General features: G+C 71.2%; 13 protein-coding genes. 8 read left to right on the top strand and 5 right to left on the bottom strand.

Annotation, left to right across the window (positions count from 1 at the left end; genetic code table 11):
- Positions 1 to 2 precede the first annotated feature (2 nt).
- Together DFR72_RS43515 and DFR72_RS43510 are read left to right on the top strand one after the other, a co-directional pair.
- Positions 3 to 803 (top strand): Rossmann-like domain-containing protein, encoded by an 801-nt coding sequence (locus DFR72_RS43515; RefSeq protein ID WP_090073568.1) that lies wholly within the window; start codon positions 3 to 5, stop codon positions 801 to 803.
- Positions 800 to 1,846, top strand: a complete 1,047-nt coding sequence (locus tag DFR72_RS43510) for a pyridoxal-phosphate dependent enzyme (RefSeq protein ID WP_245984013.1) — start codon at positions 800 to 802, stop codon at positions 1,844 to 1,846. Before DFR72_RS43515 ends, DFR72_RS43510 begins: the two co-directional genes overlap by 4 nt.
- Here DFR72_RS43510 and DFR72_RS43505 read toward each other — a convergent pair.
- Positions 1,818 to 1,997, bottom strand: a complete 180-nt coding sequence (locus tag DFR72_RS43505; RefSeq protein ID WP_143087007.1) for a DUF3040 domain-containing protein — start codon at positions 1,995 to 1,997, stop codon at positions 1,818 to 1,820. The genes DFR72_RS43510 and DFR72_RS43505 overlap by 29 nt on opposite strands.
- Before the next feature lie 377 nt (positions 1,998 to 2,374).
- Here DFR72_RS43505 and DFR72_RS43500 point away from each other — a divergent pair, with 377 nt between their 5' ends.
- Complete coding sequence (locus DFR72_RS43500) at positions 2,375 to 4,969, top strand: ABC transporter substrate-binding protein (protein ID WP_090073578.1); 2,595 nt, start codon at positions 2,375 to 2,377, stop codon at positions 4,967 to 4,969.
- A 1-nt stretch (position 4,970) separates the two neighbouring features.
- Here DFR72_RS43500 and tsaA read toward each other — a convergent pair whose 3' ends face one another.
- Both tsaA and DFR72_RS43490 read right to left on the bottom strand, forming a co-directional pair.
- Positions 4,971 to 5,366 (bottom strand): tRNA (N6-threonylcarbamoyladenosine(37)-N6)-methyltransferase TrmO, encoded by a 396-nt coding sequence (tsaA, locus tag DFR72_RS43495; protein ID WP_090073579.1) that lies wholly within the window; start codon positions 5,364 to 5,366, stop codon positions 4,971 to 4,973.
- Entirely contained in the window at positions 5,366 to 6,763 is a 1,398-nt protein-coding gene (locus tag DFR72_RS43490) for a protein adenylyltransferase SelO (RefSeq protein WP_245984010.1), read from the bottom strand. The genes tsaA and DFR72_RS43490 overlap by 1 nt, the downstream gene beginning before the upstream one ends.
- A gap of 138 nt (positions 6,764 to 6,901) precedes the next feature.
- Between DFR72_RS43490 and DFR72_RS43485 the strand changes: the two genes are divergently transcribed.
- From DFR72_RS43485 to DFR72_RS43475, 3 genes are all read left to right on the top strand, one after another.
- A complete protein-coding gene (locus DFR72_RS43485) occupies positions 6,902 to 7,819 on the top strand; it encodes a COG4315 family predicted lipoprotein (protein WP_090073581.1) in 918 nt (305 codons plus the stop codon).
- 76 nt (positions 7,820 to 7,895) lie between these two features.
- Entirely contained in the window at positions 7,896 to 8,342 is a 447-nt protein-coding gene (locus DFR72_RS43480; RefSeq protein WP_090073583.1) for a hypothetical protein, read from the top strand.
- A gap of 32 nt (positions 8,343 to 8,374) precedes the next feature.
- On the top strand, positions 8,375 to 9,289 hold the full coding sequence (locus DFR72_RS43475; protein WP_090073585.1) for a DUF6891 domain-containing protein: 915 nt from the start codon (positions 8,375 to 8,377) through the stop codon (positions 9,287 to 9,289).
- Here DFR72_RS43475 and DFR72_RS43470 read toward each other — a convergent pair.
- Both DFR72_RS43470 and DFR72_RS43465 read right to left on the bottom strand, forming a co-directional pair.
- Positions 9,252 to 9,635 (bottom strand): HNH endonuclease, encoded by a 384-nt coding sequence (locus DFR72_RS43470; protein ID WP_211335770.1) that lies wholly within the window; start codon positions 9,633 to 9,635, stop codon positions 9,252 to 9,254. The two genes, DFR72_RS43475 and DFR72_RS43470, sit on opposite strands and share 38 nt — an antisense overlap.
- Positions 9,619 to 10,548, bottom strand: a complete 930-nt coding sequence (locus DFR72_RS43465; RefSeq protein WP_090073587.1) for a LysR family transcriptional regulator — start codon at positions 10,546 to 10,548, stop codon at positions 9,619 to 9,621. The genes DFR72_RS43470 and DFR72_RS43465 overlap by 17 nt, the downstream gene beginning before the upstream one ends.
- A 109-nt stretch (positions 10,549 to 10,657) precedes the next feature.
- Between DFR72_RS43465 and DFR72_RS43460 the strand changes: the two genes are divergently transcribed.
- A complete protein-coding gene (locus DFR72_RS43460; RefSeq protein ID WP_245984007.1) occupies positions 10,658 to 11,641 on the top strand; it encodes a TDT family transporter in 984 nt (327 codons plus the stop codon).
- Positions 11,642 to 11,653: 12 nt separating this feature from the next.
- Positions 11,654 to 13,039 (top strand): hypothetical protein, encoded by a 1,386-nt coding sequence (locus tag DFR72_RS43455; RefSeq protein WP_090073592.1) that lies wholly within the window; start codon positions 11,654 to 11,656, stop codon positions 13,037 to 13,039.
- Positions 13,040 to 13,152 lie beyond the last annotated feature (113 nt).

Raw genomic sequence — 13,152 nt, 5'->3', positions numbered from 1 at the left:
AAATGTCCACTGTGGATGATCTGATAGCCGAGGTGCTGGAGGGCCGGCACGGTCCCGATCCCGCGGAGGTGGCGGCCACCAGCGTGTTCTGGGTGCACCACGGCACCCGGCTGGCCGGTGGCGACACCACCTACCGCAACCAGTACGTGCTGGCCCGTGTCGGAACGGCGTTCGGCGCGTGCGCGTTCGCCGAAGGCGACGCCGACCCGGCGGTGTGCGCGAACTACTCGGGCGCTCCGGTCGCGACGCTGCTGACCGGAGCACCGGCTCCGGTGCGGGTCGCGGCGCTCGACGCCTACCTCGGCAGCGTCCGTCCACATCGGACCTCGGACGCCGAGCGGGTCCTGCTGCCCTCCGGCACGCCGGAGGAACGGGCGCGTGCCCGCGACGCCGCCGTGGCCGGTCTGCTCGACGTGCCGCCGGGCGCCAAGGTCGCGTTGATCGGCGTGGTGAACCCGCTGGTGGCCGCGATCCGCGAACGCGGCGCCGAGTGCCTGCCGTGCGACCTCTCGTTGCGCACGACGCAGTGGGGCGACCCGGTGACACCGGACATGCGGGACGTCCTCGGGGTCGCGGACGCCGTCGTGGCGACGGGCATGACGATCGGCAACGGCACGTTCGACGAGATCCTGCGCTCGTGCCGTTCGCGGGAGATCCCGCTGATCGTCTACGCCCAGACCGCGAGCGCGGTCGCCCGCCACTTCCTCGGCGAGGGCGTGACGGCGCTGTCCGCGGAGCCGTTCCCGTTCTCGCAGTTCAGCGCCGACGAGACCGCGCTGTACCGCTACCGAGCCCGAACATGAGAGAAGACGTGGACCACCACATCGCCGACGCGCTCAGCCGTCCCGCCCTGGTACGCCTCGACTCCCGCACCCTCTGCCTGCGCTTCGAGACGATGAAGGTCGCCTCGGCCCTCGAAGCCGTCCGCCACCTCCTCGAACGCGGCACCATCGCGCGCGGGGACACGCTGGTCGACAGCTCCAGCGGCATCTACGCGCACGCCCTGGCGCTGGCCTGCCACCGCCACGGCCTGCACTGCCACATCGTCGCGTCCACGACGGTGGACCTGACGTTGCGCACGCAGCTGGAGATCCTCGGCGCCACCGTGGAACCCATGCCGCCGTCGCCGAGCCTCAAGCTCGACCAGAGCCGCCGGGTGGCACGGGTGCGGGAGATCCTGCGCGACCACCCGCGGCACCACTGGATGCGCCAGTACCACGACGACGTCCACTACCGCGGCTACCGGCCGATCGCCGACCTCATCCGTTCCCACGCCGACTGCTCCAGGCTGTCCGTCGTGGGCGGCGTGGGCACGGGTGCGTCGACGGGCGCCCTGACGACGTTCCTGCGCGAGACCGCGCCCGAGGTGGAGCTCGTAGGCGTGCAACCGTTCGACAGCGTCACGTTCGGCAGCGAGCACGTGCACGACCCGGAGATCATCATCGCCGGGATCGGCAGCTCGATCCCGTTCGGCAACGTCGACCACACGCTCTACGACACGGTGCACTGGCTCGGCTTCGACGCCGCGCTGTCCGGCAGCGTCGCCCTGCTGCGCGAACACGCGATCTTCGCCGGCCTGTCGGCGGGGGCGGCGTACCTGGCGGCCCGGTGGGAACAGCGGCTGGACCCGGACCGGCACGTCGTCGTGCTCGCTCCGGACACCGGCCACCGCTACGTCGACGCGGCCTACTCCCGGCACGCGGAGGCGCCGGCGCCGGAGGACTTGCGGCCACGGCAGATCAGTTCGCTGGGCGACATGGACCTGCCGTGGTCCCGGATGCGCTGGAACCGGGCGGAGGCGCCGCCGAACGCGACCGTCAGCCGATCGATCCCGGTCGCTTCCTGAACGACACGGCGGCCAGCAAGGCGGCCGCGCGCTGGCGCAGGTTCCTCTGCGATTGAGGGCCTTCGCTCAGCGCGCGGGCCAGGTCCGGGTCGGAGACCCGGAAGCGGCCCTCCATGTCGATGAGCCGCTGGTGTTCCTCTCGACTGAGCATGGCGTGCTCCAGAGTGGGTTCCGGCAGTGCCACCCCGCCATTACCCGGATCTTGGTCGCTCAAACCTCTAAATCGGCCTCGGTTCCGGCGGCAGCGGGTCCGGATCCGGCCCAGGCGGGCGCAAGGGATCCGGGTCCGGTCCGGGCGGCTGGGGCTGGCCGGGTCCGGTGGGACGCGGCTGGTCCGGGCCCGGCGTGGTCGGCACGGGCTCCGCAGGCGGAACTGGTTGGCTCATGACCGAGGGGTACCCGCCGGCCAAACCTTCTCACCGCATTCCCGACCGCTTCGAATCAGCGCGTTCCCGCTAATGCGGAGGTCGTCCTGATCGACAATCCGACCAGGTTCCGTTTGGGGCCAGCGGAACGGGGGCGGGGAAGATGGCGCTGTCCAAGATCACGTCACAGGGGTGGTTCCTGGGTTCCGAGCAGACCCGCGGTCTCCAGTTCGGCGGTGCCATCGAGCTGCTGCGGCTGCTGGACCGACTTTCCAGCCGCCCGCGCTGGCCGTCTCGTGACGTGCCGCTGCCGATCGTCTCCCTGCGCCGGCCGCCGGGTGCGTCGAAACCGCTCGAGGCCTTGGCGAACCGGCCCGCCGGCGCGCGTGGGCGCAGGGTGCCGTTCGCGCTCGTCAACGGCGCGGTGGAGTCCCGGCGAAAGCTGCTCGACGAGGTGGTCTCGCAGCTCGCGAGCGAGGTGCGGGGCGTGGCCCGGTTGCGGTTCCCGCGGTTCGCGCTCGTCATGTGGTTGCTCGACCTGACGTTGCCCGCGGGAGTCGAGGCGGACGAGGAGGAACGGGAGATCGCGCGGGAGTTCCGGGCCCACGTGCACCGGCGCACGCGGGTGACGCAGGACGGGACGCAGCACCTCGTGCAGAACTTCCCCTGGTGGGTCGGGCTGCTCATCGGGGTGATGCCGCGCATCGGCCTGGCACTGACGGCGTTGCTGTGGCGCCCGGCGAAGTGGGTGGGCGAGCAGTCGCTGAACAAGCGGTCGTACCACGGTCTCTACCGGCTCGCGCGGGCCTTCGTGAAGGACCGCTTGGCGGAGAACGTGAAGGACGACGTCGACGACTTGCTGGTGCGCGCTCTGCTGGAGGACCTGCGGCGCTCGCACCGGCGCTGGACGGTGCGCGGGACCGGCCGCCGGCGGACCGGGCACCCGTGGCTGTTGCTCGACAACCACAACGGCGACTGCGCGGGGCAGTGGCTGGTGGACTCGATCTGCCGCGCTCGCGGCGCCGGCGAGAGCGAGCAGTCGTACGACGTCAACCCGTTGAGCAGCCCGGATCCCCTGCTCGTGATCGTGGCTGAGGAATCGGCCGACGTTCCGGCGACGCACGCCGCGGACGCGCTCGCGGGTCATCACGACTGGCTCCGCCGCCTGTCCCGGTCGCGCAACGGGGTGCTGGCGCTGGACACCGATGCCACCGAGCCGGCGCGCGGCATCGTCGGTGCTCTCTCCGAGTTCCCGCCGCTGCGCCTGCGCAGAGCCCTCGTCGCGCCGCTCGTGCTGCTGGTGCTGGCCGGATCGCTCGTGGCCGTGCCGTTCCTCAACCACGCCCGGTGCGACGAGTGGTGGTCGCCGTCGCCGCGCTCACCGCTGGAACGGATCGGCGAGGAGTGCATCGGGGTGTCGGCCGATCCGTTGCGGCACTTCGTCCCCGACTGGACACCGGCCGACATCCGGCCCGCGCTGGAGGACGTCTACGGCCGGATCACGGCCGAGAACCGCAGGGCGGCGCAGCGACCGGACGCGATCACCATCGTGTTCCTCAGCGTGTTGACCCCCAGCACCGCCAACAGCTTCCACGCCCTGGTGGAGGAACTGCGCGGCGTGTGGGTGGCGCAGAAGAACAGCGACGTGCCCATCGAGGTGCTGCTCGCCAACGGCGGCGAAGGACCGGGCGGGCGCGGCCTGGCGTCCGGTGACGTCGCTGCGGACAAGATCATCGAACTGGCCGCCCGCGACCGCAGCGTGGTCGCGGTGACCGGGTTGTCGATCAGCACCGACACCGCGAAGTCCGCGGTGAAACGGCTGGGCAGCAACGCTTTGCCGATCATCGGCACGCTGACGTCCGCCGACGACATGGCGAGCGTCAACGAGTACTACTACCAGGTCGGGCCCAACAACCTGCGCGAGGCGAAGGTCGCCGCCTACTACGCGCGGAGCCGCCTGAACGTGACGGACGTGGCGATCTTCTTCTCCGGCGACCCCGGCGACAGGTACAGCCAGAACCTGGCCGAGGACGCCCGGCTCTCCTTCGCCGAGCGAGGGATCACGGTCAGCCAGTACAAGTCGTACCGGGTCGCGAACGACGACGAGGGCCTGGCGCCGGCCAGCCTCGGCCAGGGCGCCTGCCCGGCTCCGGGCAGGCCCGGCTACGCGGTCTTCTACGCCGGCCGGGCCCAGTACCTGGCGGAGTTCCTGCGCGGGATGAACAGCAGGTGCCAGGGAGGCACGCCGCCGGTGATCGCGAGCGACTCGTCGACGCGGTTCATCCTCGAGGGCACCATGGCGCAGTTCCCCAACGTGCGGCTGGACTACCTGTCGTTCGCGAGCCCCGCCGCGTGGACCGACTGCGCGAAGGTGCCGTTCTACAAGAACTACCTCGACGTGTTCCGCAAGACCTGCCAGACGCTGGGGGACGGGCGTTCGGCCGCGGCCTACGACGCGATGCAGGTGCTGGCGGAAGGGGTCCGGCAGGTGCGGCGGACGGACCCCGGCGCACGGGTGAGGGAGGGACTGCTGGCCGGGATCGGGAGCATCCGGCCGGACAACGCCATCCAGGGCTCCACCGGCACGATCGGGTTCGGGGCGAGCACGAGGCTGCCGTCGAACAAGGCCGTGCTGGTGTTGCAGGGCAACACCGACACGACCTCGACGCCGCGGTTGCTGTGCGGCGAGCTGCCGTTCCGCGACGACCTGGTGCCGGGGCTCGAGCAGGACGGCGGGTGCCCGCGCGACCCCCAGTAGGTCAGCGTTCCGAGCCCAGCACCGGCTTGACGTCGATGATCGGCGTGCCGTCGATGGCCTCCAGGTGCGCGACCCGCACCCCTAGGCCGTCCACCGCCGTGATCCGGACGTGGTGCAGGCCGATGGGGTTCGGCCGGTCCGGCGACCGCGTGGCGAACACGCCGGTCTCCGGCCGGTCCAGGTCGTCGCGGGGGTGCACCGCCAGCACCGACCTGTCGGCGCGGTCGAGCCAGGTGAGGACGAGGACCTCCTGGCCCGCTTCCAGTTCCCGCATCGCCCGTGCGTACTCGGGCGCGAACACGAGCAAGGCCTCCGGCGCCCCCTCGTCCGCCTGCCTGGGCGCGGCGGAGCGGTCGGTGAGGGGCGATTCGACGTGGCCGATCGGCTGCAGCTTCATCAAGTCCCGCAGTAGGTCCGGTAGGTGGCACTGAAGTCCTGCGGCGCAGGGGCCGCGAAGTATTCCAGGCCGGGCCGTTCGCCGAACGGGGAGGTAACCGCTTTCAGCAAACGGTCGAACGGGCCCATGTCCCCGGCCGCCCCGGCCGCCAGCGCCTCCTCCACGAGGTGGTTGCGCGGCACGTAGACGGGGTTGACGCGGTCCATCGCCTCGCCGTCCGGGCCGAGCTCCCGCCAGCGCGCGAGCCACGCGTCGATGGCCGCGAGGTCCAGGAACAGGGAACGGGCGGGCTCCGCGTCACCCCTGGCCGCCTTGCCGAGCAGGTGGAAGAACGACGTGAAGTCGACGTGGTTCTCGTGCATCAGCGCGAGCAGGTCCTCGAGCAGGGGCTTGACGTCACCGGACACGCCGAGCTTCGCCCGCATGCCGCTGGTCCAGGCCTCCTCGAAGTGCGCGTCGAACGTCCGCAGCGCCGCGAGGGCGAGCGAGACGGCCTCGTCCTCGTCGTCGGCGAACAGCGGCAGGAGGGCTTCGGCGAGGCGGGCGAGGTTCCACTCGGCGATGATCGGCTGGTTGCCGTACGCGTAGCGGCCGCGGTGGTCGATGGAGCTGTACTTCGTCGTCGGGTCGTAGGCCTCCATGAACGCGCACGGGCCATAATCGATCGTCTCGCCGGAGATCGTCATGTTGTCGGTGTTCATCACGCCGTGGATGAAGCCGACGAGCATCCACCGGGCGACCAGGGACGCCTGGGCGGCGACGACGTGCGAGAAGAGCTCCAGGTACGTGCTGCCGGGGTGGTGGCGGGCGATCGCGTGGTCGGCGAGGCGGCGCAGCAGTTCCAGGTCGCCGGTGTTGCGGGCGTACTGGAAGCTGCCGACGCGCAGGTGGGAGGCGGCGACCCTGGCCAGGACGGCGCCCGCCAGCGGTTCCTCGCGCTGCACGACGTTGCCGGTGGACACGACGGCCAGCGCTCGGGTCGTCGGGATGCCCAGGGCGTGCATGGCCTCGCTGACGAGGTACTCCCGCAGCATCGGGCCGACCGCGGCCAGCCCGTCGCCGCCGCGGGCGAACGGGGTGCGGCCGGAGCCCTTCAGGTGCAGGTCGCGGAGACGGCCCTCGGCGTCGGTCAGTTCACCGAGCAGGAGCGCGCGGCCGTCGCCGAGCCTGGGGGAGTAACCGCCGAACTGGTGACCCGCATAGGCCTGTGCGACGCCCTTGCCGCTCACGAGGAAGGGCAGGCCGTCGGCGCGCAGCCAGGCAGGATCGAGTCCCAGTTCCGCCGCGAGCGGCCCGTTGAGTGCCAGGAGTTCCGGTTCGGCGACCGGGACGGCCTCCCAGGAGACCGCCATCTCCGGCACCGCGTCCGCGAAGTCGCTGCTCAGGCTGATGTTCACGCCTCCAACGGTACCGGGTGAGCTCCGCGGCGACTGTGATCGCGCTCTCACCTCGAACCCGGTTGAACCTTTCGGGGAAGCCGTACGTGAATGCGGATGAACAGGTTGGCGAAAGTCCACTCAGGAATGAGAAAAACAATGCGTCGCAAGCAAGTCGGGTTCGTTGCTGCCCTTTTCGCGGTCGGTGTCGTCGCTCTGACGGCCTGCGGTCAGGGTGTCGCGCAATCCGGATCTGCCGTTCCCGCAACGGAACCGGCCCAGGAGGCGCAGCAGGCTTCCGCCGATGAGTCCGGTGTGGACTTCCTCCGCGGATCGGCGAACTCCAACAAGGCCGACCAGAACACCGGTGACCGTGCTCCGGCCGCCGCTTCTCCTGAGGTGAAGCAGAAGTGGGTCGAACTGCGCGTCGCCAACGCCGGCGGTCTGGAGCCCGCCGTCGTCAACGGGAAGGGACTCACGGTCTACTGGTTCAGCGACGACCCGGTGAAGGGCGGAGTGTCCAACTGCAACGGTGACTGCGCGAAGACGTGGGCGCCGATCACGGTCACCAAGGGCACCAAGCTCTTCTTCCCCGGCATCGAGCGGGAGAACATCGGCTTCGTCAAGCGCCAGGACGGCGCGGTCCAGGTGACGATCGGCGGTCGCCCGGTCTACCTGTTCAACAAGGACGAGAAGCCTGGTGACATCAAGGGCCAGAACGTCGGCAACAAGTGGTTCGTGATCAACCCCGAGGGCAAGCGCGCCGTCGCCCCCGCCGAGGCTCCCGCCACCCAGCCCGCCCCGCCGGCTCCCGGCGCCAAGCCCGCGAACTCGGTGACCTTCTTCACCGGCAAGAACTTCGACGACTTCAGCGGCGACAACTTCGCGACCGGCGTCAAGGTTGCAGCCCAGTGCGCCGACCTCCGCGGTGGCTTCAAGTCGCTCTCCCCGGACGGCGCCGTGAAGATCTGGTCCGAGCCGGGCTGCAAGGGCAAGTCCGTCGTCGTGAGCGACGACGTCGCCGACACCACCGCGCTCGGCTTCCCGGACGGCGTGAAGTCCTACATCCGCGCATGAACCTGATCGGGTGAACGCAGGGCCGCCAGAGCCTCCCCGGCTCTGACGGCCTCGTCGTCTCGCTACTCTGCTCGGCATGCGCTACTCCGCCATTGCGCTGGCTTTCCTCCTGATCGGGTGCGGCACCGGCACGTCGTCCCTGCCCACGATCACCCCGGCCGTGACCTCGGCCACCGGCTCGCCGCTGCCGGACCTGCAGCCCCGGCTCGACGCGATCGGCGTCCTGCTCACGGACTGCGCCGCCCGGCTGCGCGGCGAACCCGTCGCGCCCGCCGACAACTGCAACCACGTCATGCCGGACGTGACGGGGGTGATCGACGAGGTCGAGAAGCAGTCCGCCAAGCTGCCGCCCGCCGGCCAGGCCGCGATCAGCGAGGTGCGTCGCCAGCTGACCGAGATCGTGCCGTGCGAGCCGTGGTTCGCGGCCGGTGGTGTGAGTGAGGACGGGCAGCTCAACGCCCGCTGCAAGAAGGCGTGGGACGCGCTCTACAAGGGGTACAACGCCATTCGCAACTCGGCTTAGAACAGGGCCTGGGCCGCTATTAGAGTCTCCGCATGCTCGAGATCAAGGTGGAGACCGAGAACGGCGAGCGGCACGTGCGCGTGTCCGCCGAGGCGCTGGCCGCACTGGTGCGGCGCATCGGTGGTGAGGGCGACCGGTTCCTGGTCGTCCAGCGGGTGCCCGACCTGCCCGGCGTCTTCGCCCAGGTCTGGCACGAGACCGGCGGCGACTACTCGGTCGAGCACCGCGACGGCGGAGCCGACCGGCACTTCACGGCGGCGGCCGGACTCGACGGCACGATCACGGCGCTCATCGGCTGGGCGCGCCAGGACGCCGGGTGGGACAGCGGTCTCACGTGGTCGTTGCTGGGTCTGCCGCCCGCGCCCGAGGTACCGCCGCTCGACCTCGCCGACGACGCCCGCGCGCAGCTGGAGGAACGCGTCCGCGAGGCGCTGACCGGCGGCTATTCCACCCGCGCCCAGCTCACCGAGCTGGCGGAGGAGTACCTGGTCACCGAGGACCGCCGGCCCGTGTCGCGTGAGCAGGCGGCGGCGCTGGTCGACCGGCTGTGGCTGGAACGGGTCGCGCAGCAGGCCACGTGGCGGGGCGAGACCGATCCCGAACGCCTCACCCGCGCGTTCGCCGCGCTGGAGCAGACCGGCATCACGGCCCGCGAGAACTTCACGTGCTGCCGCAACTGCGGTCAGGACGAGATCGGCGGCGAGAGTGCGCCGGGTGCGCGCGGCTTCGTCTACTTCCACAGCCAGTGCACGGATTCCGCCGCGGCCGGGAACGGGCTGACGCTGCTGTACGGCGGGTTCGACGGAACGGCGGACACCACCACGGCCATCGGCGACGAGGTCGTGGCGGCGCTGGAGGCGGCAGGCCTTCAGACCAGGTGGGACCGCGACCCCGGCCGGTCCATCACGATCACTCCTCTGGACTGGCGCCGGCGTCTGGTGGGATGACGAAGCGGGCGGTCAGCTCGTTCGAGATCTCGTAGTGGCGCACCAGGAACGTGCGCTCGTCGAGCTTCTTGCGCCGCAGCCAGCCCGTCACCTCGGCGTTGCACTTGCTGGCGTTGCACGACCCGCACGCGGGCACGACGTTGCCGAGCGTGTAGCGGCCGCCGCGCGAGATGGCCTGCACGCAGTCCTTCTGCAGCGAACCGGCCGGAGCCGTGCAGTACGCGCAACCGCCCCACGACGTCTTGAGGGCGTCCCACTGCGCATCGGTGAGGTCGTGGACGACGCGAGCCATGCGCTTCTTGCGCTTGCGCGCGGCGCGAACCTGTTTGCTACCGCCGGTCGGCACGGTGGGTGAGAGTACGCGTCGCGATGGTCAACAGGTCGGAGGCGGGGCCCCGGGGTGTCCGGCCGGACGGCCAGACCGCCCTCAAGTCGCGGTGCAGGTCCACCTCGCCGACCTCGACGCGGACGAGCGTGCGGGCGGCGATGTCCGTGGCCACGGTGTGGAGGCTGAGCACGGCCGGGCCGATGCCGCCGATCGCGGCCGCCTTGATCGCCGTGGTCGACGACATCTCCAGCAACGGCGCCGCGAACTCGCCGATGCCCGCGATGCCCAGGGCGTGCTCCCAGGCCTGCCGCGTGCCCGACCCGGACTCCCTGCTGACCATCGGCGTCGCGGCGGCCTTCGCGGCGGCGACCCGGCGGCGTCTGGCCCAGGGGTGGGCGGGTGCGACGACGAGGACGAGCTCGTCCGTGGCGACGACGCGGCTGGCCAGACCCGCCGGCACGTCGGTGCTCTCGACGAACCCCAGGTCGGCCTTCCCGGCCAGGACCTGCTCGGCGACGTGCACCGAGTTGCCCGCCGACAGCACGGTCGCCGTGCCGGGGCTGACGGACCGCAGCGCGATCAGCCACGCGGGCAGCAGGTACTCGGCCACGGTGAGGCTCGCGGCGATCCTGAGGTGGCTCTGCCGGTCCGCGCGCAGGCTGGTGATGCCGGCGTCGAGGTCCGCCGCCCGGACGATCACCTGCGCCGCCCAGCCGGCCACCAGCTGACCGGCCGTGGTGAGCCGCGCGCCGCGCGAGGTGCGTTCCAGCAACGTCACGCCGACGCGGGCCTCGAGGGTCCTGAGCCGCTCGCTGGCGCTGGGCTGGGACATGCCGTGCGCCTTGGCCGCCCGGCCGATGCTGCCCAGCTCGGCGACGCTCAGCAGGAGGTCGAAGCTGGTGAGGTCGGTGACCCTGGGCGGGAGAGGCATAGGGGCAGCCTATGTCCACATCGGCTATTGGTGTCTACCGAGGCAGGTCCTGCGCGAGGATTGTCATGTCGTGACCGCTCTCGCACCTCGACCACACCGTGCCCCAGAGGTGCGACGAGCGGCGCCTTTCGGCCCGAACCTCTTCGCGTCCGTGATGGGGACGGGGATCGTCGCCACGGCCGGTGCCTCGATGCCCGGCCTGCACACCGCCGCCACGTACGTGTGGGCGCTGGACGCCGCGCTGCTGGCGTTCCTCGTGGCCGCAGCCCTGCGGCGCTGGACGTGGAGGACGGTGCGCGCGCAGCTCGCCGACCCCGTGATGGCCCAGTTCTGGGGCGCGCCGCCGATGGCGTTGATGACCGTCGGCACAGGAGCGCTGCTGCTCGGGACGGACTGGATCGGGCTGCCCGCGGCGCTGGCCGTCGACTGGACACTGTGGACGATCGGCACGCTGCTCGGACTGGCCACGTCGGTGCTGGTGCCGTTGCGGATGATCGGCAGCGGCGAACGCGCGTTCGCCGGCTGGCTGATGCCCGTGGTGCCGCCGATGGTGTCCGCCGCCTCCGGCGCCCTGCTGGCGCAGCACCTGCCGGAAGGGTCGTCGCGGCAGGCCATGGTGCTCGGCTGCTACGCGTTGTTCGGCGTCAGCCTGTTCGCGACGATGGTGATCGTGCCGCAGATCTGGCAGCGGCTGGTGCAGCACGGCCTGGGCGCGGCCTCGACCGTGCCGACGCTGTGGATCGTGCTCGGGCCGCTGGGCCAGTCGATCACCGCGGCGAACCTGCTCTCGGGCGTCCACGTGCTGCCGGGCCAGGTCGCGTTCGGCGTGTTGTACGGCACGATCACGTGGGGCTTCGCCCTGCTGTGGGTCGCGCTCGCGGCGGCCGTCACCGTGCGGACCGCGCGGCGCGGGCTGCCGTTCGCGTTGACGTGGTGGAGTTTCGTGTTCCCGCTCGGCACGCTGGTGACCGGCACGAGTGCGCTCGCGGTCCGGGTGCCGTCGGCGATGTTCTCCGGAGTCGCCGTGGTGTTGTACGGCGCGCTGGTGCTCGCGTGGGCCACCGTGGCCGTGCGCACGATGTTCCAGCGGTAGAGTGTCCCGGACATGGGGGACAACAGCGCCAGCGAAGAAGGTCCGGACGTGCGGTACGTCGTCGTTCACGGTGACGGGCAACGGCTTCCGCTCGCCGTCGTGCGGCTGACCGGTGAGGCCGAGGAGTCCTTCACGCACGACCTGCGCTGGGAGCCGTCGGACCTGCTGAGCCGCGTTCCGTCCGAACCGGACTGGCAGGCCCGCGACGTGAACGCCGGCCACGCCAACGAGTTCCTGGTCGAGATGGTCAAGACGATCCGCGCGCGGACGCACGAGTCGGAGCTGACCGACTACAGGTACTACGGGTCGTTCAAGCAGACCTCGGACGTGCTCGACCTGACCACTGTGGACCGGTTGATCCGCCGGCCGGAGGGCCAGGTCGAGGAGGAGTACGCCGGGCACGAGACGTGGGAGCCCAGCGACAAGCTCCACCGCATCGACTCCGGCCTCGACGTGCACGAGGAGTACGTCGCGCTGAGCCTCACCGAGGCCGCGTACGTCAAGCGGCTCGTCGACGCGCAGTGGGACCGGGGCTGCTCCCACCACGTCGTCCTCGTGGACGGCCTGCCGGTCGCCGCCGTCACGAAGGTGGTGGACGACCCGGACGGCGAGCACGGTGAGCTCGCGTTCACCGGTGAGCCGGAGCCGCAGCCCTCAAGACTGCTCGCCCAGGCCACCCGCGAGCCGCGCATGACCGCCGTGCGGACGTCCATGGCGAGCGTCGTCGAGACGATGGCGCGCCTCACCATCCGCCGGCGGACCGCGCGGGTGCAGGAGACGGCCGGGTACGCGGTCTTCCACCGGCTGACCGACGTCCTCGACCTCGACTCGGCCTACGACGTCGTGCCGAAGCTCCAGCGCCGGCACGAGTTCTCCCTGCCGCTCACCGGTGCCGAGCGCGCCGCCCTCGGCGCACGCCTGCGCGTCCGCAACGCCCGCCGCGCCGCCCGGCCGATCGACGGCCACTTCCACTTCGCCGTCTTCCGGCGCCTGCACGACGTCACGAACCCCGACAAGGCGTACTCGCTCCTCCGCGTCCCCGCTGACGGCTCCGAGCAGTGGGAGATGTTCCTGCGCGACGGCCAGTGGCTGCGCACGAGCAAGCCGCGCACGCTGATCACCCTGCCGCTCACCAGGTCCGGCCTCACCCGTGTCACGCGCAGGATCGCCTCGGCGGAGCCCCGCTTCGTCGAGATCCGCGCCGAGGAGGGCCGAGTCGCGTTGCTGCGTCTCACCGGCGGTGTCGAGGAGACCTCGCAGGCCTCCGGCTGGGTGCCGTCCGAACTGCTGGGGCGGTGGCAGGACGAACCGGGCTGGGTGATCTCCGAAGTGGATGCCGCCGACGCCGAGCCGCCTCTGCCGCTCAGTCCGGCGGAGTTGGAGCGGTCGGCTCGCTGAGCGTCAGGTAGCAGCTCGGGGATCACCCACGGCTGTGATTCGCGAACGCAGCCGCGGTGCAGCGTGATCGTGCCCCGGATGGCGTTCTCGGCCTCGCTCCACCGGTCCAGGAC

The organism is Lentzea flaviverrucosa (assembly GCF_003350445.1).
Lineage (GTDB): Bacteria > Actinomycetota > Actinomycetes > Mycobacteriales > Pseudonocardiaceae > Lentzea > Lentzea californiensis.
The sequence above is the reverse complement of the archived record's forward strand: the minus strand, read 5'-3'. Positions and strand labels throughout refer to the sequence as shown.